This window comes from Paenibacillus dendrobii (genome assembly GCF_009807035.1).
In the GTDB taxonomy this organism is placed as follows: Bacteria; Bacillota; Bacilli; order Paenibacillales; family Paenibacillaceae; genus Paenibacillus_AQ; species Paenibacillus_AQ dendrobii.
Window position 1 is genome coordinate 15,831 of the sequence record NZ_WUBI01000011.1, and the last position, 24,882, is coordinate 40,712.

Sequence of the window (24,882 nt, forward strand, 5' to 3'; positions counted from 1 at the left end):
ATTGCGGATTAACAAATTTATTAGCGAGACCGGGTTCTGCTCCCGTCGTGAAGCCGATAAGTGGGTAGAGAGCGGTAAAGTAACGATTAACGGCGAAACGGCTGTCCTGGGAAGCCAAGCGGAAGAGGGAGATGATGTGCGTGTGGACGGGCGTCCACTGAACGCGAAGAAACAGAGTCATGTCTACATTGCCTTGAATAAGCCCGTAGGGATTACCAGTACGACCGAGCGGCATATTAAGGGCAATATTGTGGATTTTGTGGGACACTCCGAGCGGATATTTCCGATTGGAAGACTGGATAAAGATTCTGAAGGTTTAATCCTCTTGACCAGTGACGGAGACGTCGTCAACAAGATATTGCGAGCCGAAGGTAAACATGAAAAGGAATATATCGTTACCGTGGACAAGCCGGTTACGGCTTCCTTCCTGACGGGAATGGCCGGGGGCGTAAAGATTCTGGGAGAAATGACGCTTCCCTGTACAATCACACGTGTCTCGGAGCGGGTATTCAAGATTATTTTGACCGAAGGAAAGAATCGTCAGATCCGGCGGATGTGCAGTGCATTCGGATACAGCGTACGTAAGCTTCAACGCATCCGGATTATGAATATCAAGCTGGGTTCCCTGCCTAAGGGAGTTTGGCGTGATCTGACAGATGCCGAGAAAAGTGAACTCAGCAGCGTGCTTAACTATGAGCTTCAATAGGAGCCCTGGGCCAAATTCATGATCTGCAAAATGATTAAAAGCTGTATTTATCGTATATAACGAATAATACAGCTTTTAGCTTTTAAAGTTATTATTTGGTTTTGACCGATGTTTGATCTGCTGCATCTGTATATTTCCGGAGGATAGATACTTCCACTCGGCGGTTCTTCGCCCGACCGGCCTCCGTAGCGTTTGAAGCAATCGGATGGTATTCCCCGTTAGCGATTGAAGTAAACTTCACCGGATCCAGATTGGTGTTCTGCAGCAGGATCTTCATAAAGTGAAGTGCCCGGTCAGAACTGAGGTCCCAGTTAGAAGCATATTCGCTGTTCGAAATAGGCATGTTATCTGTGTGCCCGGATACAACGACGTTATATGTCGGAAACTGTTGGAGCATATTGCTGATCGCGAGCGCCAATTGCTTGGATTCCGGTTTCACCAAAGCACTGCCGGATGCGAACAAGGCATTATCACTAATCGTGATAGTAAGCTGGGATTGATTCAGTTTAGTATTGAGCAGGTTAGTCAATCCGTTGTTATGAATATATTGGTCCAGCTGCTTCTTCAGTTTCTCCAGATCTTCCTGTTCCTGCTTAGCCAGCTGGTTTTTTTGTTTTTGTTTGTCGGCACTATTCACGATGTTTTCTTCGCTGTCTTTCTTGCCTTTGTCCATATTCTTGTCCGAAGGCATTGCTGAATTGAAATTCAGAACACCATTTCCGGTGCTGAGCGCTGTGTTAAAGGCCTGGCTCATTTCCTCGAATTTCTTATTGTCCGTAGCACTCATGGCATACATAACGATGAACAAGGCCAGCAGCAAGGTCAGAAGGTCGGCATAGGGCAAAAGCCACGATTCATCCGCATGCTCCTCATGAGGCTCATGTTTAGTCTTTTTGCTCACCTGCAGCAGCCTCCTTCTCATTCATTTGAGCGCGCTCGGAAGGGGTTAGGAATACGGAAAGCTTTTGGCTGATCGCAATGGTGGAGACACCGGATTGGATGGACAGCAGTCCTTCAATCATCATGAGTTTAAGCTCAATCTCTTTTTTGGACAAACGTTTGAGTTTGTTGGAGATTGGGTGCCATAACACATAGCCAGTGAATATACCAAGGAGTGTAGCAATAAAGGCTGCACCAATGGCATGGGCCAGCTCGCCCATGTTCTCCATTTTGGTCAGGGCGGCAATCAGACCGACAACGGCCCCGAGTACCCCGAGAGAAGGAGCGTACATACCGGCTTGGGAGAAGAGCAATGCACCAGCACGGTGACGTTCTTCCGTTGCCGCAATATCTTCCATTAATACATCACGTACAAAATCCTGATCATTGCCGTCAATAATCATCCGCATGCCATTGCGCAAGAAATCGTCATCGATTTCCTCAACCTTGGTTTCGAGGGCAAGCAAGCCTTCGCGGCGAGTAATGGAGGCCCATTCCATGAACATGGTGATTAAATCACGGCGCTCCACCAGATGTTGCTTCACGAATACCAATTTTAGCAGCTTAGGGAACTTTTTAATCTCCGACATTGGAAAACCAATGAATAGCGTAGCGGCCGTTCCCCCGAGGATAATAACATAAGCGGCAGGGGTTAAAAGGGATATCAAAGGAGCTCCTTTGAGTATCATACCGACAAAGACCGCAACCAAACCGAGTACCAGGCCGATAATTGTTGAAATTTCCATTGCACACCTCATCCATGAGAAATAGAATTGAATCCTTTCGTGCACCAAGTTTGCATCCTTGCAAAATGGTGTGTCGCACCAAAAAACGTAATATATTATTTATCGTCAGAATTCTCTTTTTTTTTAAGGGGATTTTTCCGGTATAATGAAACCAGGGGGTTCATCGGTCCTATTATTGCTTGGTTACAATGGCCAATTTATTAAGCACCAACCCTATATAAATCGAACTATAAAAGAGAAGAAAGACAGTCCCTATGGCGTTAACGTTCATCATGGGTATAGCGGGACTTATTTTTTGAAGTCAGACGATATGTAACGAGGCGGAGGGAAATACCATGGGTGTAAAACATGGACGCGAATATGATGAAATTTTGAAAGACCTGACCATTGCCGTAGGCCAAATTCCGGACAGCTATCTTTTTTTTGAAATGGAAGGCGAGGAATGGCAGCAGCTGAGTCCCGAAGAGAAGCGGGAAGTGCATGAGGCGTTGGCGGAGGATCTCTTTTATGGACTGGGAACGGAACCTGTCATTGAAGTCGGAAGCGGTGTCGTGATGCACGACAAGGAGCAGCACCGGATCAACCTTCTGATCGGAGACGAAGAACTGACTGTAGTCCCACTGATCTAGTCCATGTGCCGAATGGATTTTTGAATGCCTGGCGTGTTAAGATATAACAAGTGTTTGGCCTTGAGGACGGCCATATTCATAATTATTCAGCAGACGGAATACAATGGGAAAAGTTATGGAAAGCCAGGTAAAGACACATCCTTTACAGCTACGCTTAAGGGGTGTTTGGTTTCAGGGAGGAAATAGAATATGGTTTATACTCACGAAGAGGTGGAGGCACATTTAGCGAAGCTAGAAGGCTGGGAGCTGGAAGAGGGACGCTGGATTGTGCGCAAGTTTATTTTTTCAAACTTCATGAAGGGAATATCATTTGTCGACGAGGTTGCGGCCATATCGGAGGCCTTTGATCATCATCCTTTTATCACGATCGACTATAAAAACGTGACTCTGAGGCTAACCTCTTGGGATGATGGCGGCATTACCGCCCTCGACATCAAGGAAGCACATCAGTTTAACGAATTGTTCGAAAAAATGCGCTCGGGTGAGAAACGTTAGATGTAATTTTAAAACACAAAAAACACGCTTCGTTCAGGACTACAGAGTCTTGAATTCGAAGCGTGTTTTTTATTCCCTCACAGGAAGATAGATCATTATTTTTTGGCCGCGAGCCACTGGGCTACGTTAGCGATTTCTTCACTCTTCAGTTTGTCCTTGAATGAAGGCATGCCGCCTTTACCTTTAGTCACGATTGTATAGATTTCTTCGGCAGAAAGCTGGGAGCCGATTTTTTGCAGGTTAGGTCCGACACCGCCCTGCAGCTGATCGCCGTGGCAGCTAATGCAGCTTTGGGCTTTAATTGTTGCTTCAGCCGCTGTAGCATCCATTGTCACTTCAGGCATGGTTGGTTTTTCTTGTTCAGCCACTTGTTCTTTGCCAGGCAGCGTAAACATGAGCACAATCGCAAATACGCATGCGATCACTAATACACCGCTAAAGATCCATTTTTGCATCCGTTTTCGTCCTTTCTATGTAAACTGCAGTTCTTCATTTCTTCATTATAACGGAACAAGCCGGTACATCAAATAGTTTGTGACAAAAAAGCAAACGAAAGCAGGGCAAAGGCCACTAAAAATACACAATTTTGTACCATTTGTCATTGACGCAATTCAATCGCCTTCGTATACCATACAGTGAAAGCGTCCCAGTCCTTCCGGGGTTTGTTTCTCATAGGTATCTGTAATTTCAAAGCCTGATTTCAGGTATGTGCGAATGGCCCTTTCATTCCAATCCTGAACCTCCAGATCAACAGGCAGGTCGGGATAGCGGATTCTAGCCTCACGAACGATGGTTTGTACAAAGCTTTTACCCATTCCATTACCGCATAAATCAGGCCTCATACCGATTCCAAGCCGAACCACGTTGATCATGGGGAAGAGCTGGGCAAAGCCGCTCAGGCTTCCTTCGGCGTCCAGGACGGATATATATTGCTGGCTTCGGATATCAGGATCCCCGAACTCGACCCCAAGCGCCTCCATCTGATCCCACGGAAGCCAGCCGTAAATCCGGTCATAAGGCGGAACATATGTCCAGCTGCTGCACATCCTGGCCTGCTCTCGGCTCATGGGAACAACGGAGAAGGCATATTTGGAAAAGCTCAAGTGCGTGGCCTCCTTTCACGAGAAGACTGCGCGCTTCTACGTAGGATTCGACATTTGCGAAAATCTATTCCTCAATTTTGGATTTCACATGTTTATTTCCCATCTGGAAGGGTAAAGAAAGAATAAGGGCAGGACTGGTAATTTAATACAGCATAGATGCCCACAAAAAAACCCGATACATGAGATTTCGGCAAAAATCTCAATGTACGGGCTGTCGTACTACCTGGAGTTGCAAAAGGCATTACTGCACGTCATCATTGTCTTCGGAATCAACGGCGGCGGTTTGATATGCGTCCGTGCTCATGACTCGTTTGGCGCCAACGTAGCGGTTGACGTAGTAGCTTTCGCTAAGCGAACTGACAACAACACCGCGGGAAGTAGAGGCATGTGCAAACTTTCCGTCGCCGACATAGATTCCGACATGGGAAACGCCGGAGCCGGAAGTATTGAAGAATACCAGGTCTCCTGCTCTCAGGTCGCTGCGCGAAACGGAAGTGCCCATACTAAACTGGGATCCGGATTGATGCGGCAAATTAATGCCCAAATGCTTGAAAACGTACATGGTGAATCCGGAACAGTCAAAACCGTTTGTAGTGATTCCCCCGGTTCTGTACTTCGTGCCAATGACGTCATCGATGACTTTGTCCATTTTGGAATCCGCGAATGCGCTTCCGGCTCCAACGGTAAATACGATGGCAAAACTCATGACTGCTGCTGCTAGCTTCTTTTTCAAACAAATATACCCCTTCCGGTGCCTGCGAGGTTAGCTTAAGGATTCGGTAGAAGGTCCCCTATGATCCCTCTGAAGCAAGATCAATTCACCCAAAGTGGTTCCCCCGCTTCCCTAGTGTGAGGAAATTCGGCATAGATTCTCTACACTATATAAATCAGGAAACGTTTCTTAATATCAAACGGTTCAGCAAAGATTACAAAGTTGTTACTAACTCACTGGGACTATTGTAACAAAGGATTTTACGTTTGGCAATTGTTTCTATTAAGAAGAGGCGAAAATTATCCGTTTTTTTTAATAAAGAAGGAACTTTATAGAACATTTTATAGGAAAAGATGTTTATTTGTTGGACAGGCGGGTATAAAGGAGTTAAGAAAGTAAGGAGAAATGAGGAGTTCAAAATTTTCATAAATTTTTTTATGAAAAACTGTTACCTTTTAGCCGTTTCAACCGTCTAATAAGTAACAAGAAACCCGCGAGAGGGATTTCGGCAAAAATCTCCAACGCGGGCGTAGTTATTCAATATGTTTATGGGTGAGTTTTTTAGTTGTAAACGGCTGCTTTGTACTTCGCAGTACTCATGACTCGTTTGGCGCCAATGTAGCGGTTGGCGAAATAGCTGTTGCTAAGCTTGCTGATGGTAACACCCTTCGAAGAGGATGAATGAGCAAAATTTCCGTTTCCGACGTAGATCCCGACATGGGAAACGCCTGCGCCAGTCGTATTGAAGAATACCAGATCTCCTGCTCTCAGGTTGCTTTTGGAGACTGCAGTGCCTGTTTTGAACTGTGCGCTGGATTGGCGTGGAATGGAAACACCCAGCTTTTGAAATACATAACGCGTAAACCCGGAGCAATCGAAGCCGTTCGTCGTGGTTCCGCCAGTTTTATAAGTAACACCAATCGTTTTATGGACAACATTATTCAGTGATGAATCCGCGAATACGCTGGTTCCCATCGAGAACATGAGCGTGATTCCAAGTGCGGCTGCTGCAAACTTCTTTTTCAAAAACATAAACCCCTTCCGGTTGCCTGCGAGGTTAGCTTAAGGATTCGGTAGAAGGTAGTCCCCTATGATCCCTCTGTTACGAGATCAATTCACCCAAAGTGGTTCCCCCGCTTCCTGGTGCCAAGGAATTCGGCCTTGATCAAGCACCTGAAAGTGGAATTAGCGGCATAGTATCTTATCAAATGGTATTTGTCGTTGAATTTCGTTACAGCACAATTGGAATAGTTACAGCAAAAATTACAAAGTTGTTACTAAGTTCGTACTCGAATTATTGTATCAGAGGATCGGCTCTTTGGCAAATACATCAAGCACTTTAAAACAATAAAACCCCAGCCCTTTTCCACGGAAAGGGTGGGGTTTTTCTTCTATCAGGGGGTTGTAGTGATGACAAAAAATTAACTTTTATTTTTTGAAGGATCAATCGGGATGATTATTTGTTAGAGAGATCCTCATTTCTCAAGAAAACGCCGTCTAAGCGCGGTCTGACTTGCTAGGAAGCATCGATAGACATTTTCCTTATTCTTCTGCACGTTTATGAGCTTGATGATGCCAAAGATCGAACTTGGCTGAAATGCCCCATATTCTCATCACGCAGCTGATCAGGTGATAGCCTTGCTGCAGAATAAGAGCCAGGATTCCCGCCCACATGATAGAAATGCTGGTGCAGAGACTGAAAAGGAGCAGGGATGCTGTGCCAAGGACAAGCGAAATGCCGAGTAAGGGCAGCGCACCTCGGAAACAATGCCATAAGGGAGCTAAAAGGCTGTTACCTGCGGTCTTGCCGAACTGCATAAAAAGAATGAGCTGATGAATGATGTAACTGTACAACAGCCACGCTGCCGCAAAGGGGAGGATATCCATGACGATCGTTGTCAGCTGCATTCCGTTCAGAAGCGTCTCATAAGCCTTGGGCAAGATCCAATAAGCCGGTGCTGCAATGAGTATCCACTCCGCCAGATGGAACAGAAAGACGACTTTGCCGTGGCGTTTCATGCCCTGGAAGAAATATAGTCCAATCTCACCTTCCCGTTCCCGGTGCAGACCGTAGAATATTCCGGCGTGAATGAATGGTGTGAGCAGCATACGCAATACAAACATGCCCAGAAGGATCCAGATGTAGGTATGCACGACGCCGCTTGTGGATAAGCTCATTTTCCCTTCAATATAGTAGAGCAGCTGGCTCAGCTCATTGGGGGGAGGATCGGGATAACGCATCAGCAGCGGCGTGACGGCTGAATGAACCAGACGGTATAGAAAGTAGCCCCAGATGAGCTGGTACAAAAAGAGAATGATGACGATATAAAATTGATTTTTAAGGCTTTTCCAGCCACTTGCGATATGGGATTTCACCGGTTCTCACCTCACCAGGACAGACTTCCAAGCAGAGTCTCAATCAGCTTGGTGATACTCAAGTTCCAGCGGATCAGAACCTTTTGATCCATATCCGCTTTTAAATAGTTGTTAATGTGTTTATTCTCGATCACAATCGAATACTTTGGATCAACCATCGCCCAGGCTAGGGGCGCTTTGTATTCTAGCTTGAATTCGGCGTTGTCACCCGATCCGTTCCATACCTTGTTTAGGGTGTGTCCGTCGGTAAAGGTAAACAGAACAGGTACATCCGGGTAATCGCCGCCTTTTTTCGATATTTTGACTGTGGATTCGTAGATCGGGGATGCATCACCGTCTTTTTTACGTACGGAGATCGAGTCGACCGCGAAATCGGCCATCTCATTGCCGTAAATATACTGGTCAAAGAATGTTTGCCAGGATTTGCGGGTAACTTGCTCGACTACCTTTTGAAAATCGGTCGTGGTTGGATGTTTGAACCGGTACTTTTTGGCATAGGTGCTCATAATCTTACTCATCGTCTGGGTTCCAACCTGCTCTTCCATTCCCTTCAACAACAGCTTGGCACGGTAATAAACATTGAGTGCATACTGATCCTGTGAGCCGTATTTCCACGCTTCCTGCGTTAATGACATCGGGGAAGAGATCAAGGAAGCCTGTACAGGCAAATTCGGAATGACGCCATATTCCTGCTCCATGAGCTTATCCTCGGCATAGGAGGTAAAGCCTTCGTCCAACCAGGCCTCTTCGAATTCATTGCTGGCAAGCATGCCGTAGAAGTACTGATGGCCGATCTCATGGATGACGGTTCGCTCCAGATCGTACCCGGGCGAATCATCCTTCGCGCCGAAGGCGGTTACCAGCGTTGGATATTCCATTCCACCTGCACCGTTGCCCGATTCAGGTGGTACGACGATGGACAAGGTAGAGTATGGATAGGTACCATACCATTTGCTGAAGTACTTCAGCGCGGCTTTGGCGGCAAAGAAATATCGCTCCTTTAAATCCTTGTGAGCAGGGTCTAAATATAGCTTGATCTTCACCCCAGGAACCTCGGCTGAGGAAAATGGCTCCTCGGCAACGACAAAGTTCGGTGAAGCTGACCAGGCAAAGTCGTGCACATCATCCGCATAAAATTGGTAGATCTTCTCCTTGTTGCGCACCTGGGCGGATTGAACCGGGAATCCGGTCGCTGCGACGATATAGTTGTCCGGTACATGAATTCGAACGCTGTAGATGCCAAAGTCGGCGTAAAACTCGGAATTTCCATGGTATTGATGCAAATTCCAGCCTTCTGTTGTGCGCCCTCTTACGCCTGCGGGTTCATAAACGCTGATTTTGGGGAACCATTGTCCGGCCATAACAAAATCATCAGCGGTACCCATCCGGGCGAATATTTTGGGGAGCTTGACCTCAAACTGGATGCTGAGCGTAATGCTTTCACCGCCCTTGACGGGTTTGGGAAGCCGAACCTTGATAAGGGTCTTGTCCTTGGCATTGCCGTCGTCAGGCTGGACATACTGTATGCGGTGCATTAGTGAGAGGCCTTCGGCGGTTTTCATATCGGTAATGGTCATGGAACCGAAACCGTCCGAGGGCATGGAGTCGTTCCGAAGCTTACCTCCGGATTCCTTCATAAATGTGGAGTCCATCGACGAAAATGCATTGGGATAGAGATGAAAGTAGAGCTCGTTCACCGTTTTTTTACCGGGATGGGTCCATGTTAGCGTCTGGGTTCCTTTGATGACACGGTTGTCCGGGTCCAGTGTCGTATCAATGTGGTATTCCACGACCCGCTTGCTGAGGATCTCGGCCGTTGGTTTCTGTACGCTTTCCTGTTGAACGATCGGTGCGGATAGCTTGGGAGGCTTGGCCTGATCCGGAGCATAGGAGGGCTGTGATTCCGGTGCATCCCTGAAGATGAGCCACCCTGTTCCCGCAAGCAGAAGACAGAGGGCAAGTAACGATGAAATGACGATTTTGGCGCGTGCTGGAGCCATATACGAATACCTCCCGTTGACAAGCATCTAAAGCATGTATATGTTGGCTTTCCAGTGATTATTAGTTAAAATAAAATTAAGTTAATGAATAAGATGGACTAGAACCCTGGTCCACTTGATAGGGATATCAAAATAACAAAGCAGGATGCCTATTCCGGCCCTGGTTCGCTACTATGCCAATTTCGCTTAAAGCGAGAGGAAGTCCGGGTAGACATTTTTCTTATAGGAGGAACACGAGCGAATGGATAACAACGAGCAAATCGGTAAAAAACAAATCGCGCTGAATATTGTCAGCAGCAAGAGCAAGCATAAGATGGGCTTTGGCGCGGGCTCTATTGATCTGAATAATATCTCACCGGTCATTATTGATCGCGGCGTAGCAACGATTGATATCGGTGCCATGCATGCCAAGAGCAAGCCTGAACGCCGGATTCGTTTCTCCACGAATCGTGAAGATGTACCGAACGGACGGCAGGTTTGGATTGTCTGGGTAGCGGTAGATCGCGATGCCGAAGGTCAGTTTTACGGCGGGGCTACAGCCAGTGAAATGTGGATCGATGAGGAAGAGCGCCGCGGCTGGAAGATTCTTGCGGAGCATGTGAACCGGATGGATAGTGCGCTGAAGCGCAAATTCATGCTGGATGAGCTGGGAGCCGAGGAGAAGAAGCTGCTGAAGGATCTGCTCGTTTCTCATAACGAGGAATGGTGGGAGAAGTCGCCTGAAGAGCTGAAACAAGCGCTGGAGGCTTAGGAAGAGGTTCGTTTTGCTGAAGTGAAAGACACAAAAGGGTCTGCCCGCGGGCTTGTTGCGAACAACAAGAGCAGGGCAGACCCTTTGCGTTGATTGTGCTTTATTCCGGCCGATGCCTTCTCCCCGGCTTGCCGGATCGACGATGAGACCTCCGATCTCAACAAAATCTTGCGCCTGAGTGCAAGATATTAAGGCAAAGTGTCCATTTTAAATGGAACCGGATGCTTACTTTTGACGGATACGTAAGAATTTCCTTCTATATAAAAGCGCCAGGGCTTCATGACATAATCCCCGGCATAATCGATATTAACCCTTGGACACTGCACGATCGGCAGCTCATGCACCGGATCTCCCGCTTCCAAACGCAGGGGGCTGTCCATACGGTCCATCGGATAACCGTTCAGGCTTCTGTCGACTCGCAGCGCGCGGCACAACTTGCCTGGGCCATTGCTAAGATTGGCAGCCTTTCCCGAGAATCGTCCCCGATATCTATGCATCAGTTCCGCATCCATTTCGGATAATGGCTCTACCGCCCGGATTAGAACGGCTTGAGGATCGTCTTTATCCCCGACGACCACATTCAGACAGGAATACATGCCGTAGATCAGATATACGTAAGCAAGACCGCCTGCAGCAAACATGACTTCCGTCCGGGCAGTGCGCCGGTTGCCGAAGGCATGGCTTCCCTGATCCTCAGCTCCGCCGTAGCTCTCCGTTTCCACGATGCGGCAGCGGATTTCCCCGTCCCCCGTGACGCTTACCAAGGTTTGGCCCAGCAGGAGCGGGGCTGCTTCAAGAGCCGTCCGTGACAGCAGCGAAGGGGGAATCAGCGTCGGATCTCGCATATGCCACAGATCTCCTCATCCTTTTATTTCAATATAAACTCGGCTGTAACCGGGTTGTGATCGCTATGCTCGTGCTGTAAATCATGCCCCTGAACGTTGACGATCTCCACGTTTGGAGAGACCAGGAATCCGTCTATAACGGCCCGGAAGTTCACGCCCTCCTGATATGCTGTATCGACAGTCCGAACCGAAGGCGTATTTTTGTCGACAGCCCACTGGAATCCCTCCGGCTTGAAGTTTTCAGGGAAGGGCTGCAACCAATCCGGCCAGTCCTGGGTCGCTGCGAATGCCTTAGGGTCGGTACCCGGCAGCGAGTGATTCCAGTCGCCCCCTATAATCAGATAGTTACCTTTTTCAGATTCCTTCTTGATGTATTCGCCTAAAAACTCCAGCTGCTGTTTACGGATGCTTCCGCCTTTATCAAAGGCAGACAGATGGAGGTTGACAAGGACGAGCTCCTTGCCATTTTCCACAGGCATTCGGTTTTCGATGAAGGCACGATCCAAATCGAACAGCTGCTGCGGCCATTTTTCTTTGCCGGGAAGAGCATAGCGGGTTGCGCTCGTGCTTTTATAGGAAGAAAGAGTCAGCAAACCACTGTGGGCAGAGCCCATCGGATGAATTATCGGCACGGGTACCCATGGCACTTTGTAATTGTCCGCATAGGAGAAGCTGTAGCCCTTAAGAAAGTTCTGTAAAGCACCAATCTCATCCATATGATAGCTGCGTGAAGAATTCACATCGACTTCTTGGATAAAAATAATGTCGGAGTGACTATCTTTTAAAAATGTCCCAATGCCGTTCAGATTCAGAACGGTTTGCACTTTGCTGCTCGAGCGTGAATGAGTCCCGCCATCCATGAAAAAGTCTTCATCTTTGTCTAATCCGGCATACCCGATATTAAACGTCGTTAAAGTAAAGGACGTTCCCTTCTTCAGCACATGTTCTTGACTGTTGGCGATGGTGACCGGTACGGTCGCGGCCGGTTTATAGTCTGTGATTGTCACATACAATATAAACCCCCCGACAATCAAAACGGCGGCAAGCACGACACTGGCGAGGGCCCAAAGGATTTTTTTGACCATTCAGAGTCTCCTTTATTACGCAATATCATGATTAAGATTATCCATGTATTGGATTCAATCCTAATGTATCACGCGGAATGGGGGAGGTCTAGGTCAGAACGGCAAGAAAAAAAAGGCCTCCCGGAGTCACGTTCCTGACCCCAAGGAAGGCCTTTATACTTCGTGTTAGTCTGTCAGCCACCGCTTGAAATGACTCCACCAGGAGCGCTCCTCGGGGTTGCCGCTGTTTGCGGCAGGCTGTTTTTGTTCTCCGCCATGTAATGAGCAGTACTCGGTGGGTTCCGTGCCGGCGATGAATACCTCGAGTTTCTTGTCAGGACAATCGGCGGACGCCAGCTTGCCTGACGACTTATCGACATATGCGGTCACCACTCCGTTCGGAATGGCAAAAATCTTTGGAGGCACGTTTTCCAGCGCCTTTTCGGTGAACTGGGCGAAGATGGGAGCGGCGCGATGTCCGTCCATCGTAGTGATGTCACGTCCTTTGTCGTATCCGACCCATACCGCGGTTGCCAGCTCCGGCGTGTATCCGACCATCCAGGCATCGGTGTCGGTCGTACCCGTTTTACCGGCAACAGGCCGCTTGATCATGGAGGAGACCCGACTGCCTGTTCCCCCCGATTCGAACACGCTTTCCATAAGATGCGTGAGCACATATGCCGCGGCAGGATCGACGACCTGATCGCCGGTTGCTTCAGGGGCCTGGTAGATCACCTCACCAGCGGCATCTGTGATTTTCAGAACGGCAACAGGGGGCATGCGCTTACCGCTGTTGCTCATCACGGCGAAGGCGGAGGCCATTTCAAACGGACTGATGGGCGAGGTGCCCAGTGCTAGAGAAGGCACGGAGTGGAGCGGGCTGATAATGCCGAGTTTGCGGGCCATCGTAATCACGTTGTCGGCGCCCACCTTTAGCAGGGTATTCACGGCATAAATATTGTCTGAGGCTGCGATCGCCTCCTGCATATTGATTTCGCCCAAATACTTATCTCCGAAATTGCTGGGCTGGTACGTTTTCCGGTTGTCGTCGTAGTGGAATAAGGTCGGCTCACTATTGAATGTGCTTAATCCGGTCATTGTTTTGGAAGACAAGGCCGTTAGATACATGATCGGCTTAAAGGAAGAACCCGGCTGGCGTGTTTTGGCAAGCGCGTGGTTGAACTGGCTGGTCTTATAGTTTTTGCCGCCTACCATGGCTTTGACATATCCGGTACGGGGATCGATGGATACAAGCGCCGTCTCCAGTTCGCTCTGTGCGTCCATCCCTTGGGCAACGGCTTGCTCAGCTGCCGCCTGTGCATGGGGATCTAGCGTCGTATATATATTCAGCCCGCCGTGATCCAGCTGCTCTTCACTGACACCCAGCTGGGTGGTGACAAGATTTTTGACATAGTCGCGAAAAAAAGGAGCGGTCACACGGACTTGTTGCTGCCCCTGCGGTTTAAACCGAAGCACTTCGGCAGCAGCAGTGTCTGCTTCCTGTTTCGTAATATCGCCGGTTTCCACCATGGTGCTGAGCACAATTTTCTGGCGTCTCTTCGCATTATCCATGTGATTATACGGGGAATAATAGGTTGGACCCTTCGGGATCCCTGCGAGCATAGCACTTTCTGCCAGGTCGAGTTCGGAGGCTGATTTGCCAAAATACATCTGTGAAGCAGCTTCGATCCCATTGGCCCCGTGTCCGTAATAGATCTCATTAAGGTACATCTGCAGAATCTCGTTTTTGCTATATTTCATCTCCAGCTGCGCTGTGTACATCGCTTCTTTGAACTTTCGAGTCCAGGTCTTGGCATGAGACAAATACAGATTTCGGGCTAGCTGTTGGGTCAAAGTACTTGCCCCCTGCGCCCGCTCCATCTCCTTCAGATTAACGAGAATGGCCCGGCCCATGCCCTTCAGGTCAAATCCGATATGGTCATAGAATTTCCGGTCTTCAACAGCGAGAGTGGCCTGAATTAGCATGGGGGATATCTGTTTAAGTGCGACGGGCTCATAGTTGCGGCCGCTCGCTGAGAAGGTGGCCATAATGCTGCCTTGGCTGTCCAGGAGGCGGGAGTTGCGGTCGGTATCGGCGACGGGAAGGCTTTTTTGATACAGATAACCAAGTAAGATGCCTACGGAAACAATGACCGCTACGGTCATGGCCAGCATCAGCTTGATCAACGCGGCAAACCGGCTTTTCCGTTTAGACTTCGTGTTATGAGGCTGCGGCATGGCGTTTCTTCCCTTCCATTTATATACATTCATTATGGGGAAAGAGGAGCTGGGATATTCACTCAAAGCCTATAAACAAGTATCGATAAGCGCAAAAAAACAGAGAAACCGACGGTTTTCGTGCGTTGCAAGCTTTAAATATTTTGTTATAAAAAGAGAGAAAAACTGTTTCTTTACAGCTATTTCTCACATCGCGTATAATTCAAAGGATGTGTTTATACATCCATAGTTTGGTACAATGTAACAGTATGGACTATGTCCATGACAAGGCGGGGATTCAGCCTAACCTGGAATCGTCCGGGAGAAAGAAACAACTGAACAAAATCCCCTCTATTCTAGCGGAAAGAAGGTAATAACGATGGAATTGTGGTTCACGGAGAAGCAGACCCCCGCTTTCGGGATTACGGCAAAAATTAAACAAACATATGTGAGTGAAAAAACCGATTTTCAGGATCTGGCAATGGTGGAAACTGAAGAATTTGGAAATATGCTTTTACTGGACGGCATGGTGATGACTACGGAGAAGGATGAATTTGTTTACCACGAAATGGTGGCGCATCCCGTACTTAATACGCATCCGAATCCTAAACATGTCCTTGTTGTTGGCGGCGGCGACGGCGGAGTTATCCGCGAAATCATCAAGCATCCGGAAGTGGAAAAAGCGGTGCTGGTGGATATCGATGGCAAAGTCATCGAGTATTCCAAAAAATATCTCCCGTCGATCGCCGGCAAGCTTGAAGACCCACGGGTAGAAGTGCATGTGAATGACGGCTTCATGCATATTCACCAGCACAAAAACGAATATGACGTTATCATGGTTGACTCTACTGAACCTGTAGGACCGGCAGCACCCTTGTTCGAGCGCGGCTTCTACCAAGGCATTTACGAGGCACTGAAGGACGACGGCATCTTCGTGGCACAAACGGACAACCCTTGGTTCAAGGCGGACTTGATTCAAAAGGTAAACCGCGACGTGAAAGAGATTTTCCCGATCGTGCGTGTGTATGGCGCCAACATTCCAACATACCCAAGCGGTTTGTGGACATTTACGATGGGCAGTAAAAAATATGATCCGCTCGAAGTGAACGAAGCGGATATTCCTGAAATGGACACGAAGTATTACACGCCTCGCTTGCATAAAGCGGCATTTGTATTGCCTAAATTTGTAGAAGATTTGACGAAATAGGGGGAACCAACAAGATGAAACTGGATCAAGCTTACTCCGGCAACGTATTTATTTGCAGCTCCGAGGATTACGAAGGCTCCAAAGCCGTCATTTATGGAATGCCGATGGACTATACCGTCAGCTTCCGTCCCGGCTCGCGTTTTGGTCCTTCCCATATCCGCCAGGCTTCCGTAGGTTTGGAGGAGTACAGTCCTTATCTGGACAAAAGTATTGACGATATGACGTATTTCGATGCTGGCGACCTGCTGCTGCCTTTCGGCAACGCAGCGCGCAGCCTTGATGTTATCCGTGAATACGTAGGCAAGCTGCTCGATGATGATAAATTTCCGATCGGACTTGGCGGAGAGCATCTGGTCACTTGGCCGATCATTGAGCAAGTCTATGCGAAGTACCCTGATCTGATCCTGATCCACATCGACGCACACGCCGATCTGCGTGAGCAGTATGAGGGCGAGCCGTTGTCGCACTCTACGCCGGTTCGCAAAGCGGCTGCGCTGATGGGTGGGAAAAACATCTATCAATTCGGTATTCGTTCCGGGTCGCGCGAGGAGTTTAAATTCGGACACGAGAACATCAACTTCCATCCATTTGAAGTTGCAGCTCCGCTAAAGGAAGCCCTGCCTAAAATGGGGAACCGTCCCGTATATGTGACGATCGATATCGATGTGCTTGATCCGTCTGCCGCACCAGGCACGGGTACGGCAGAAGCGGGAGGCATTACCTCTAAAGAACTGCTGGAAGCTGTGCATCTGATTGCAGGCTCTGCCGTTAACGTGGTAGGCTGCGATCTGGTGGAAGTGGCGCCGATTTATGATCCAACGCAGCAAACGCAAATCGTGGCAGCCAAGCTGATCCGCGAAATGCTTCTTGGATTTGTAAAATAGAATCATGTTAAAAAAGCATCCTAAACGGGAGGCTGGGAAAAACAGACGGAAGTCTGCCCTTGCTGAACGTAAGGATGCTTTTTTGCATTTGTATTTTTCCGGTTTCTGAAAATACATATGACAATATTGAAATCATCGTGTGATCCGCACCATAATCGGGTAAATTCAATGTACATGGAGGTGTTGAAATGATAATACACGAATGGATGAAGCGTTATACAGCGGCTGCAGCAGCCGTACTGCTGGCACTGCCAATTAGTTGGGCGGCGCCGGCGAGGGAAGCATCGGCAGCATCGCAGGCACCGGCTCCTTGCGGCAGCGGAGACCATGGTCTGTTGCAAAGCCTTCAGAAGCAGCATACGGGTCAAGGTCAAGACCCGCTGCATTTCTCAGACATTCAGTTTCTCACTGACAGTACCGGCCGGGCAGCAGGTACGGGCTTTATGATCGGAACCTCGGATGCAGGATGCCACTGGCAGGAAATTTATAAAGGACAGTGGCAGTTTACGCAAATGGACTTTATCAATAACGTCAACGGCTGGGCGCTGGCCACAATGCCATCGCAGCAGACGACATATCTGATCAAGACCACAGACGGCGGTTCCCATTGGAAAGGGGTATATACCGGAAAGAATCACTTTGAACGGATACAGATGATAGACAGCCAAACGGGGTATGGGTACACCGGCATTGCAGCGTACCGCACCGACAATGGCGGCAACAGCTGGGTGAAGGTGCCAACGCCCGCGAATACCCGCTATGCGACATTTAATAATACAAAGACGGGATATGTTCTGACGATTGTTCCGGGTAGCGGATACAGAGTCATGCAGACTCGCGATGGTGGACATAGCTGGGCTACAAAACTGACAGTGAAGACCCCATCAACCTCAGGCGGTGAAATTTACGGTAAAGACAATCAGGTATGGGCTGTTCTCTATGGCGATTCGGGCATGTCCCAAGTATCGTATTCTCTGTACGGAAGTACAGACCAGGGATCTCACTGGAAGCGGGTAATCGCCCAAGATACGGCTGGCGGCGGTCCGGCTCCTGGCAGCTGGACGCCTGTAGCGAAGGAAGGCCCTGCACAGCCAGGCGGACATCCGGGCAATATGCAGCTGGTTGGTAAAGAAACTGCATTCCTGGCAGGAGGCTCTCCGGCCGGAGGCATGGTGTCGGTCGGTGTTACCTACAATGGGGGGAAGACGTGGAAGAATATGAAACCGACCGTGAACGGCTACGATGCCCGCATTTCCTTTGTGGACGGCAAGATCGGCTGGCTGGTCGTGACCAGCTCCACCAAATCCTCCATTTACTCAACGCAAGACGGAGGCGCTACTTGGAGCCGCAAGTTTGCCTTTAAGGAAGCGCTACAGCCATAATACAAGAACACGATAACCGTAAGGACACTTAAAAGGATAGACCTGTGGGTCTATCCTTTTGTTGTGACGACGTTTCTCTTTTTCCGAACTTCATCCCACTCCTCACGCAAATCCCCATGTGGATGGAGTCATAGTAGATAACATTATAGCTATATTCCATTTTTTAGGTAATACGGGATTTGAAAGAATATGAAGAACAGCTCGTGTGAAAGCTGTATAATAGCAGAGGGTAAAGGGCTGGAACGTGATTTTCAATCGGCCTTCATATTGAATTGAACCAGTGAACTGGATATAGTATTACAATAGGAAAGAATAGAATGGAGCCGTATACTTATGCAAGAAGCCAAAAAGGCCCGCATTCGTCTTCAAAGCCGGCAAGAAGGCGAGAATGTATTGCAGGAGACGGAGGCCGAAGTGTTCGAACGCGGCGGCGCGCTCTATCTCAAATATGAGGAGCCGGAGAAGGATCAGCAGGGACAGAAGATCCGGACACTGCTGAAGATCACCCAGGACACCTTGAAAATGATCCGGCATGGCGCGGTAGAATCGGAACAAACCTTTCAGGAAGGGCATATGCTGCCTGGCTTTTACCGTTCACCATACACTTCGTTTAATCTCTCGACACATACAAGCTCGCTCAAGGTCCAACTGGATGGAGGGCTTTCAGGTACGGTATCTTGGACGTATGATTTGTACGTTTATGAGGAATGCACAGGGCATTTCGACATTAGTTTGCATATACAGGAGGATATTCAATGACAACCAATCCATTAGAACATATTAATCAACTGGTGACTGAAGCACTTGCCGATGCAGTGGTTACTGCAGGTATCGCGAGCCGTGAAGAGCTGCCAGTGTTTGCACTCGAGGTTCCAAAGGACAAGTCCCATGGGGATCTGGCTACGAACGCCGCCATGCAGCTGACACGGATCGCCAAGAAAAACCCGCGTCAGATTGCCGAGGCGATTCTAGAGCATTTCGATATGAAAAAGGCATCCATTGAAAAAGCAGACATTGCCGGGCCCGGCTTTATCAACTTTACGTTGAATAAAAGTTACTTGTATCCGGTGTTGCAGCAGGTTCAGGAGCAAGGCGATGGCTACGGACGCATCAACCTCGGTCAAGGTGAAAAGATTCAGGTGGAGTTCGTTAGTGCCAATCCGACCGGCAGTCTGCATCTAGGCCACGCGCGCGGCGCAGCGGTAGGGGATGCACTATGCAACCTGCTGGACTTTGCCGGATACGAAGTGACGCGCGAATACTACATCAATGATGCGGGTAACCAAGTCGAGAACCTTTGTAAATCCATTGAAGCCCGTTATATGCAGGAGCTTGGACAAAATGTCGACATGCCTGAGGACGGATATCATGGCGAGGACATCAAAGGCTTTGCCAAAGAGCTTGTAGCCGAGAAAGGCAACGCTTTGCTGTCCATGGATCCTGGAGAGCGCGCGGCATTTTTCCGTGAGTACGGACTCGAAAAAGAACTGAATAAGATCAAGCGGGACTTGAACAAATTCAGAGTCCATTTTGACGAATGGTTCAGTGAGACCTCACTTTATCAAAAAGGATTGGTCGTGGAATCCCTGAACGAACTGAAGTCCAAAGGACAGGTGTATGAGCAAGACGGGGCAACCTGGCTCCGCACCACGGAATATGGCGACGACAAAGATCGCGTGCTGGTGAAAAATGACGGAACGTACACGTACCTGACACCGGATATCGCATACCACCGTAATAAATTTGAACGTGGCTATGACCGCCTGATCAATATTTGGGGAGCCGACCATCATGGTTACATTCCGCGGATGAAAGCGGCCATGGAAGCGATCGGCTATGATCCGGAACGATTGACGGTGCTGATTGCCCAAATGGTCAGCTTGTTCCAAAATGGCGAAAAAGTGAAAATGTCTAAACGGACAGGCAAAGCCGTGACGATGGAGGATCTGATGGAAGAAGTCGGCATCGATGCGATCCGCTACTTCTTTACCATGCGCAGTATGGATTCGCACCTGGATTTTGACATGGATCTGGCGATTTCGACGTCCAATGAAAATCCGGTGTTCTATGTTCAGTATGCCCACGCCCGTATTTGCAGCATTTATCGTCAAGCCGAGGAGCAGGGCGTTACGTTGTTGCCGCTGGCTGAAGTTGATCTCAGTTTGCTCAATACCGAGCATGAATATGATTTGCTCCGCAAGATCGGTGAACTTCCGGAGGAGATCTCCGTGGCAGCGACCAACTATGCGCCGCATCGCATGATCCGCTATGTCTATGATCTGGCCTCTTTGTTCCACAGCTATTACAGAGCGCAGCGTGTCATTACCGAGGATGCTGCACAAACGCAGGCCCGGTTTGCCCTGCTGGGAGCCGTCCGTACAGTCATCGCCAATGTGCTGAGACTGGTTGGCGTGAGTGCGCCGGAGCAAATGTAGGAACCGAAAACATATATTTGCGAATTTAGTTGAAAAGGCCGTCCCTACTGCATAACAGCAGGGACGGCCTTTAATATTGCGAATTTAGTGGTTTTCTTTTGATGCCTTCCTTCAGCAGCTTGAGGGCATTGACCTCGAGGCCTTCGCCTGGGCGTCTCTGTCCTTTCTTGTTTCGCAGGGGCGTGGCCGTTTGCAGCAGTAAGGCTTTGATCTCTGCCGGCTGCAGATCGGGATTCTGCGCGAGTAAAAGTGCGATGGCTCCGCTGACATGCGAGGTTGCCATGGAAGTGCCGCTCATTTCGTGATACTTGCCATGAGTCCAGGAGGATATAATTTTATCTCCAGGCGCATAAATATCAATAAACTCTCCGCGGTTGCTGAAGCTGGCGATGCGGCGATGACGATCTGTGGCTCCAACGGAGATAGTCTGCGGATATTTAGCGGGATAGTCAATGTTTCGACGCTTTCCGTCATTGCCGGAGGAGGCGACGATGGAGATGCCGGACGCATAGGCTTTGTTCACAATATCGAGCAGCGCTTTGCTGCGTGTCTTCATGCCAAAGCTCATATTGATGATATGCATGCGGCTGCGAATGCACCAGTCGATTCCTTGAATAATATCGGATACATAGGCGGAGCCGTTATGATCAAAGGCTTTGACCGGATAAATTGTGGCCCGGGGCGCAACACCGATCATGCCTTCTGTACTGTTGGCAGCCGCAATGGTGCCGGCAATATGGGTACCGTGCCCATTATCATCGAGTGGCATCATATGTCTGTTCAGCAGATTGATCCCTTTTGCCAGGGATTGGCGAAGATCCGGATGGTAATAGTCGGCGCCGGTATCGATAACGCCAATCTTTACCCTGTACCCGGTTGAGGTAGACCAAGCCTTGGGGGCCTGGATTTGCTTGACACCATAGGGTACGCCCGGGCCTTGGTTAATCTTATTTGCTAGTGTGTGCACCTGAATCAGGCTGTCTTCCTCAATCAAAACCTCATTTTTAAACGGATCCAGATGTTTGATGCTGCCGGACAAGGGCGTCATGACAGATTTCAACAGATGGGATGACGGCAGTTCTGGCCATTCAGGATGAAGGGCTTTGAGCTCCTGCAGTGTCCGTTGGAATGCGTTATACTGCCGGGGATTTACGAAAGTGATTATACGTTTGGCTCCGGATGGTGCGGGACTCTCCATGTCTTCAAGCAGCATCTCTATTAACCCGGTGTAGTCCATATTGGGCAGTCCCCCTCATAATGAACCCTGCTTTTGCATTGTATGTGGGAGATGGCTGCTACGAGTGGGAACTTGCCCTTTTTTATGGAAATAGGCCCTGTCTGAATGTCAAAAGCCGCCCGTGGACATAAAATAAATGGAAGAGACAATAGGCGCTCTTTCGATCATCCCGGTGGGCAGGCCCTGCCAGGGACGGATACAGTCAACGGGCAGGGGCAACCCTGCCTTTTTCGTTTGGATGCCGGCAGCGATGCGTTCACAACATTAAAACTTGCAATTTATTTCTAAATAGGTTTTACTTAGTTTTGATAATGGATATGTTGTTATAAAGTAGGATTTTATACGGTCTGAACGACTTCACATTTTCCGTATAATTGAACATTGCGTGAGAGGAAGTGTCCGTTAGTGAGTAACTCACTCCAATTAAAGCTGGACCCTGAAAAGATCAGGGAAATGCCACTGGTGGATTTGGCTTTTGCCGTGCTGAAGGCAGCGAATACACCATTTTACTATCTTGACTTGATGAAAGAGGTTGCCAAGCTTCGCGGCTTGACGGAAGAAGAAATTCAAGATACCGTTGCGCAGCTATATACAGAAATTAATATCGATGGCCGTTTTGCCTGCGTCGGAACCAACCTTTGGGGACTGAAACGCTGGTATCCAGTCGACCGCTCCGAAGATCCGATTGCAAGCGCCAAGCGTCCGCGGATCATTAACGACGATGATGACGATGATGATGACGACGATTTTGCCGATGATGACGATAACTTCAGCGCGGATGACAGCGACGAGGATTTCGACCGCATCGATGAAGACCACGACGATATCTATTCCGACGATGACTCTGAGGAAGAGGTTGAGGAAGACGGCATCATAGAAGACGAAGAGATCGATGAAGAAGAGGAAGATCTCGACGAAGAAGAAGAGGATTCCGAAGACGACTCTGACGAAGAGGATAAATATTAATCCGTTTGCCTTTCTCTCTTGACAGGGGACAAGGCACAGAGTAAACTATTGCATGGGCTTATGATTGAGATTTAAATATGCGCAAAATAATAAAAAGTGCCCCGTCCTACGGGTGTCACTTTTTTTGTTTTTTTGAGGCAAAATCATCCATTTTTTAGGATATTTTGCTTCTGTAGAATGGACTGATTCGTTAAAAGTCTACTCTATATAGATGCCGGATTACCTACTTTGTGCCATTTGATTCCAAATGGCGCATTGTTGTTCAAGCGGACGGTAAAAAGCAATAAACCGGCGCTGCCCTTTTTCGTGTGGAATTTGTGAAAAAGGGTTACGCTAAACATCATATGTATATAAATTGAGCTAAAGAAAGATAAGCCTTCCGATATAAACTTTAGTTCAATTTATGTTCCTGAATTTACTGGACTTTAATAGGAGGGTTTTTATAGTGACAAAGTATATTTTTGTGACGGGCGGGGTTGTGTCTTCCCTGGGTAAAGGGATTACTGCGGCTTCACTGGGCAGGCTGCTGAAAAACAGAGGACTCAAGGTTACGATCCAGAAATTCGATCCCTATTTGAACGTGGATCCGGGAACCATGAGTCCATATCAGCACGGTGAAGTATTCGTAACTGATGACGGAGCCGAGACGGACCTCGATTTGGGGCATTATGAACGATTTATTGACATCAACCTGTCCAAAAACAGCAATGTCACCACGGGTAAAGTTTATTCGTCGGTCATTAGTAAAGAACGTCGCGGCGAATATTTGGGTGGAACCGTTCAGGTTATCCCTCATATTACCAATGAAATTAAAGAACGTGTATTCCGTGCGGGCCGCGAAGCGGGTTCGGATGTGGTTATTACGGAAATCGGCGGTACCGTGGGCGATATCGAGAGCTTGCCGTTCCTTGAAGCCATTCGTCAGATCAAGAGCGAAATCGGTCGCGAAAATGTGATGTACATTCATGTTACGCTGATTCCTTACATTAAAGCAGCAGGCGAGGTAAAGACGAAACCGACCCAGCACAGCGTAAAAGAGCTTCGCAGCATCGGCATTCAACCGAACGTGATCGTATGCCGCACCGAGCATGAATTGTCCGCAGACATGAAAGCGAAAATCGCCCTTTTCTGTGATATCGATGAAAATGCCGTAGTGGAATGCCGTGACGCATCGACCTTGTACGAGGTTCCGCTGAACCTGCGTGACGAAGGCCTCGATGAAATCGTGGTTAACTACCTGAAGCTGACGACACCGAAGCCGGACATGACCGAGTGGGAAGCTCTGGTCGATCGGATCAACAAGCTTGAGAATACGGTTGAAATTGCCATTGTTGGCAAATACGTTGCACTGCATGATGCTTATTTGAGCGTGGTTGAATCCCTCTCCCATGCCGGATTCGATGCGAATGCAGAAGTTAAAGTCCGTTGGGTGAACGCAGAAGAAATTACCGATGAGAACGTTGGCGATCTGCTCGGCGGTATTGGCGGCATTCTCGTTCCTGGCGGCTTCGGAGATCGCGGTATTGAAGGCAAAATTTCCGCGATCCGTTATGCTCGTGAGCAACAAATACCGTTCTTTGGCATTTGCCTCGGGATGCAGGTTTCTGTCATTGAATATGCTCGCTCTGTTCTGGGTCTCGAAGGTGCCAACAGCTCGGAGATCAATCCGGCTACCCCGTATCCGGTGATCGACCTATTGCCTGAACAAAAGGACATCGAGGATCTTGGCGGAACAATGCGCCTTGGATTGTACCCATGCAAGCTTGCGGATGATTCTTTGGCAATGAAGTGTTACAACGATGAGCTCGTGTACGAAAGACATCGTCATCGTTATGAATTTAACAACCAGTACCGCGAGGCAGTTGAAAAAGCAGGATTGCGCATTTCCGGTACTTCCCCAGACGGCCGTCTGGTTGAAATTGTGGAGCTTCCGGGCCACCCGTGGTTCCTGGCTGTTCAGTTCCACCCTGAGTTTACATCTCGCCCGAACCGCCCACAACCGCTGTTCCGTGAGTTTGTCAAAGCATCGCTTGAATATAAATCCCTATAATTGGATTTTGCATTTTTGGACCTCTTCGGAGGTCCTATTTTCATTTTTGCGCAGAGGCAGGAATTCGTAACCAGAGAGCGAATAACATTAATTGGATATGTAACGTATGGATTTAACATTAAATGAAGATTTAGGGAT

The 24,882-nt window shown here is 48.6% G+C and carries 23 protein-coding genes and 2 riboswitches; of the genes, 11 read left to right on the plus strand and 12 right to left on the minus strand.

Annotated features, from left to right (window positions below; genetic code table 11):
• The first annotated feature begins 1 nt into the window (after position 1).
• Positions 2-706, plus strand: a complete 705-nt coding sequence (gene rluF, locus GRF59_RS29045) for a 23S rRNA pseudouridine(2604) synthase RluF (RefSeq protein WP_160501184.1) — start codon at positions 2-4, stop codon at positions 704-706.
• A gap of 91 nt (positions 707-797) precedes the next feature.
• Here the strand turns inward: rluF and motB are convergent, their stop codons facing one another.
• Both motB and motA read right to left on the minus strand, forming a co-directional pair.
• A complete protein-coding gene (gene motB, locus GRF59_RS29050; protein WP_160501185.1) occupies positions 798-1,607 on the minus strand; it encodes a flagellar motor protein MotB in 810 nt (269 codons plus the stop codon).
• Positions 1,591-2,391, minus strand: a complete 801-nt coding sequence (gene motA, locus GRF59_RS29055; protein WP_160501186.1) for a flagellar motor stator protein MotA — start codon at positions 2,389-2,391, stop codon at positions 1,591-1,593. Before motA ends, motB begins: the two co-directional genes overlap by 17 nt.
• Positions 2,392-2,726: 335 nt before the next feature.
• Here motA and GRF59_RS29060 point away from each other — a divergent pair, with 335 nt between their 5' ends.
• Together GRF59_RS29060 and GRF59_RS29065 are read left to right on the plus strand one after the other, a co-directional pair.
• Positions 2,727-3,020 (plus strand): hypothetical protein, encoded by a 294-nt coding sequence (locus GRF59_RS29060; protein ID WP_160501187.1) that lies wholly within the window; start codon positions 2,727-2,729, stop codon positions 3,018-3,020.
• A 189-nt stretch (positions 3,021-3,209) separates the two neighbouring features.
• Positions 3,210-3,515 carry a 4a-hydroxytetrahydrobiopterin dehydratase gene (locus GRF59_RS29065; RefSeq protein ID WP_160501188.1) on the plus strand — a complete coding sequence of 102 codons (306 nt, stop codon included), beginning with the start codon at positions 3,210-3,212 and terminating at the stop codon, positions 3,513-3,515.
• A gap of 95 nt (positions 3,516-3,610) precedes the next feature.
• On the opposite strand, the gene GRF59_RS29070 is transcribed toward GRF59_RS29065, so the two are convergent.
• The 6 genes from GRF59_RS29070 to GRF59_RS29095 all read right to left on the minus strand — a co-directional run bounded on the left by GRF59_RS29070 (position 3,611) and on the right by GRF59_RS29095 (position 9,706).
• A complete protein-coding gene (locus GRF59_RS29070) occupies positions 3,611-3,970 on the minus strand; it encodes a c-type cytochrome (protein WP_160501189.1) in 360 nt (119 codons plus the stop codon).
• 156 nt (positions 3,971-4,126) lie between these two features.
• Entirely contained in the window at positions 4,127-4,618 is a 492-nt protein-coding gene (locus GRF59_RS29075; protein ID WP_423802991.1) for a GNAT family N-acetyltransferase, read from the minus strand.
• A 241-nt stretch (positions 4,619-4,859) separates the two neighbouring features.
• Complete coding sequence (locus tag GRF59_RS29080; protein ID WP_160501190.1) at positions 4,860-5,351, minus strand: C40 family peptidase; 492 nt, start codon at positions 5,349-5,351, stop codon at positions 4,860-4,862.
• A gap of 4 nt (positions 5,352-5,355) precedes the next feature.
• A riboswitch (cyclic di-AMP (ydaO/yuaA leader) is annotated at positions 5,356-5,493 on the minus strand.
• Positions 5,494-5,891: 398 nt separating this feature from the next.
• Positions 5,892-6,356, minus strand: coding sequence for a C40 family peptidase (locus tag GRF59_RS29085; protein ID WP_160501191.1), 465 nt, complete (start codon positions 6,354-6,356; stop codon positions 5,892-5,894).
• Between the two features lie 5 nt (positions 6,357-6,361).
• A riboswitch (cyclic di-AMP (ydaO/yuaA leader) is annotated at positions 6,362-6,501 on the minus strand.
• A gap of 371 nt (positions 6,502-6,872) precedes the next feature.
• Positions 6,873-7,706 (minus strand): hypothetical protein, encoded by an 834-nt coding sequence (locus GRF59_RS29090; RefSeq protein ID WP_160501192.1) that lies wholly within the window; start codon positions 7,704-7,706, stop codon positions 6,873-6,875.
• Positions 7,707-7,717: 11 nt separating this feature from the next.
• On the minus strand, positions 7,718-9,706 hold the full coding sequence (locus GRF59_RS29095; protein ID WP_160501193.1) for a M1 family metallopeptidase: 1,989 nt from the start codon (positions 9,704-9,706) through the stop codon (positions 7,718-7,720).
• A 241-nt stretch (positions 9,707-9,947) separates the two neighbouring features.
• Between GRF59_RS29095 and GRF59_RS29100 the strand changes: the two genes are divergently transcribed.
• Positions 9,948-10,457, plus strand: a complete 510-nt coding sequence (locus GRF59_RS29100) for a YwhD family protein (RefSeq protein ID WP_160501194.1) — start codon at positions 9,948-9,950, stop codon at positions 10,455-10,457.
• 188 nt (positions 10,458-10,645) lie between these two features.
• Here GRF59_RS29100 and GRF59_RS29105 read toward each other — a convergent pair whose 3' ends face one another.
• From GRF59_RS29105 to GRF59_RS29115, 3 genes are all read right to left on the minus strand, one after another.
• Positions 10,646-11,302: a DNA-3-methyladenine glycosylase gene (locus GRF59_RS29105; protein WP_160501195.1), complete on the minus strand. Its 657-nt coding sequence runs from the start codon at positions 11,300-11,302 to the stop codon at positions 10,646-10,648.
• 23 nt (positions 11,303-11,325) lie between these two features.
• Positions 11,326-12,387, minus strand: a complete 1,062-nt coding sequence (locus tag GRF59_RS29110; RefSeq protein WP_160501196.1) for an endonuclease/exonuclease/phosphatase family protein — start codon at positions 12,385-12,387, stop codon at positions 11,326-11,328.
• A 165-nt stretch (positions 12,388-12,552) separates the two neighbouring features.
• A complete protein-coding gene (locus GRF59_RS29115) occupies positions 12,553-14,604 on the minus strand; it encodes a transglycosylase domain-containing protein (protein WP_160501197.1) in 2,052 nt (683 codons plus the stop codon).
• A gap of 358 nt (positions 14,605-14,962) precedes the next feature.
• On the opposite strand from GRF59_RS29115, the gene speE reads away from it, so the two are divergent.
• From speE to argS, 5 genes are all read left to right on the plus strand, one after another.
• The gene (gene speE / locus GRF59_RS29120; protein WP_160501198.1) at positions 14,963-15,790 is read left to right on the plus strand and encodes a polyamine aminopropyltransferase; all 828 of its coding nucleotides are present in this window, start codon (positions 14,963-14,965) and stop codon (positions 15,788-15,790) included.
• Between the two features lie 14 nt (positions 15,791-15,804).
• A complete protein-coding gene (speB, locus tag GRF59_RS29125) occupies positions 15,805-16,674 on the plus strand; it encodes an agmatinase (RefSeq protein WP_160501199.1) in 870 nt (289 codons plus the stop codon).
• A gap of 188 nt (positions 16,675-16,862) precedes the next feature.
• Positions 16,863-18,056, plus strand: coding sequence for a WD40/YVTN/BNR-like repeat-containing protein (locus tag GRF59_RS29130; RefSeq protein ID WP_160501200.1), 1,194 nt, complete (start codon positions 16,863-16,865; stop codon positions 18,054-18,056).
• A 333-nt stretch (positions 18,057-18,389) separates the two neighbouring features.
• Entirely contained in the window at positions 18,390-18,815 is a 426-nt protein-coding gene (locus tag GRF59_RS29135; RefSeq protein WP_160501201.1) for a YwiB family protein, read from the plus strand.
• Positions 18,812-20,491 carry an arginine--tRNA ligase gene (argS, locus tag GRF59_RS29140; protein WP_160501202.1) on the plus strand — a complete coding sequence of 560 codons (1,680 nt, stop codon included), beginning with the start codon at positions 18,812-18,814 and terminating at the stop codon, positions 20,489-20,491. Before GRF59_RS29135 ends, argS begins: the two co-directional genes overlap by 4 nt.
• Before the next feature lie 70 nt (positions 20,492-20,561).
• Here argS and GRF59_RS29145 read toward each other — a convergent pair whose 3' ends face one another.
• Positions 20,562-21,728 (minus strand): S8 family peptidase, encoded by a 1,167-nt coding sequence (locus GRF59_RS29145; protein WP_160501203.1) that lies wholly within the window; start codon positions 21,726-21,728, stop codon positions 20,562-20,564.
• Positions 21,729-22,133: 405 nt separating this feature from the next.
• Between GRF59_RS29145 and rpoE the strand changes: the two genes are divergently transcribed.
• Together rpoE and GRF59_RS29155 are read left to right on the plus strand one after the other, a co-directional pair.
• On the plus strand, positions 22,134-22,694 hold the full coding sequence (gene rpoE / locus GRF59_RS29150) for a DNA-directed RNA polymerase subunit delta (RefSeq protein WP_160501204.1): 561 nt from the start codon (positions 22,134-22,136) through the stop codon (positions 22,692-22,694).
• 445 nt (positions 22,695-23,139) lie between these two features.
• Positions 23,140-24,744 carry a CTP synthase gene (locus GRF59_RS29155; protein ID WP_160501205.1) on the plus strand — a complete coding sequence of 535 codons (1,605 nt, stop codon included), beginning with the start codon at positions 23,140-23,142 and terminating at the stop codon, positions 24,742-24,744.
• Positions 24,745-24,882: the final 138 nt, after the last annotated feature.